This window comes from Acutalibacter sp. 1XD8-33, assembly GCF_003612555.1.
Taxonomy (GTDB): domain Bacteria; phylum Bacillota; class Clostridia; order Oscillospirales; family Acutalibacteraceae; genus Acutalibacter.
Genome location: NZ_RAZF01000073.1, coordinates 1 through 1,869, shown reverse-complemented (window position 1 = coordinate 1,869; position 1,869 = coordinate 1). Strand labels below are relative to the sequence as shown.

Genomic DNA, 1,869 nt, shown 5'->3' with positions numbered 1-1,869 from the left:
CGGCCCTGGATGCTGCCGCATAAGTTCCGCAAATCTTTGAGTTGAATGTGTCAACTGATATTGACAAGATCAAAGCCGATTCGGAGTATGTCGCAGGCAACGACAAGGGTTTCGTTTAACCCCTTCACTTATTCAGACCGGGGTACTGGATTTTGGTACCCCGGTCTGAAAAAATTTTTTTCGACTTTTTCTGGAATTAATTGAAAAACGGAACAAAATCCATTATAATGTCAAAAAGATCAATTTATAATATGACAGATGATGAAATGAATTTTTCAAATTTAACACACACTTTACATAAGATTTTTAAGGCTGAAAGGGTGTTATTCATTTCCGGACAGCCCGGTTCAAGCAAAACCTTTACGGCGCTTCAATTTTGCGCTGAGCACAAGGATAGCATCTATTTTCTTTTCAAAATCTTGATACCCCCTTTGCACTTCGGGTGTTCTGCAACGCTTATCCCGATATATTGAAAAACTGTGAAAATTGGCTTGATTTCTTTCATTGTCTGAACGTCTACAGCAATAAAAAACACCTGCTTGTCTTTTTTGACAATGCAGGTGAGCGAAACGATAAGGATGATTTTTATGCGGCTTTAAATGACTTTTTAAAAACGAATAGTGCCGTCACGGTTGTGATACTCGGCAGACCGTGGGAAGCGCCTCCTATTCCTTGTCGGGAAGTAGAAATCAAACTCTTTTCTATGCCGCAGCTTGCGGATATTTGTAAATTACCCGATAAAACAGCGGCAAGCCCTTACTTCCTGACCGGCGCAACCCCGGCATTGCTTTCTTTATACAATAATGAAATCTCCTTTGAGGAAAATGTTAGAGCAATGCTTCATACAAATTCGCCGTTCTACCGTTTGGCAGTAAACTGGATGCGGGAAAGCTTTAGAATGCCTGAAAGCTACAACACCCTGCTTTATGCAGTGGCAACCGGCCATAATCATATCGATGAGATCGCAAAATTCTCCGGCTTTCCGAAAAACAAGTGCAATAAATACATCAAGACGCTAATGGAGCATGGGTTAGTTATAAAAATCCCCGGCGAAAACGGACATACAAAATATCTGCCAGCAAATACTTATTTAACCTTGTGGTATAGGTTTTTATTGACCGCCGTACCAAGCCCAAACGGAAACTTTGACGATGATGCTTTTAATCAGTTTATGCAGTATTTCAATAGTGAGTTGATGGCAGATTTTTATAGAAATATATGTTACTACTGGTTTGAAAAAAGCATCTATTCAAACACGTCGGACTATATTAACGCAAAAAATACTGCATATCACGATATTGCCATCGGAGACATTACCTTTGATTTTGCCTGTCAGTGGAATCGAAATGTCTATGCTTATTTCGATACAGTAGTCGGCGAAGGTTTAAGCATCAATCTTTGGAAAGAGATTGACGCTGTTACTACCAAAGCTGCCCCATTTTACAAAAATAAATATTACATTTGCACCGTCAACCGTGTGCCTGACAGCTATTGGAAGCTGAGCAAGACTTATGACAATGTGCATATCATTTCTCTGAAAATGCTCTTTGCCGAATATAAAAAAGAATATAACGCAAAGGCACATAAGAGATTTGTACCGTCATTTGTTAGAAGAAGAGGATAGGATCATAAACCGAAAATCAGTAGAGAACGATATGCAGTTTCGTCAGTTATGATTTACTAAATTATAACTGACGAAATATTAAAAGTGATTTGTGCAACAAAGGCATAACTGATCTTTTTTATTCCGCATAAATCCGTAATAAACATTGATTTCACTTGCGCTTTGAGGTATAATTAGGGTTTACTGAAAAATGAGGAAAAGAGGAAAAGGAAAAGAGATTTGAAAATAGAGCAAAAGCGAGCGCG

General features: G+C 38.7%; 1 protein-coding gene. It reads left to right on the top strand.

Annotation, left to right across the window (positions count from 1 at the left end; genetic code table 11):
• The first annotated feature begins 469 nt into the window (after window positions 1-469).
• Window positions 470-1,624: an AAA family ATPase gene (locus D7X94_RS17790; protein ID WP_120429151.1), complete on the top strand. Its 1,155-nt coding sequence runs from the start codon at window positions 470-472 to the stop codon at window positions 1,622-1,624.
• Window positions 1,625-1,869 lie beyond the last annotated feature (245 nt).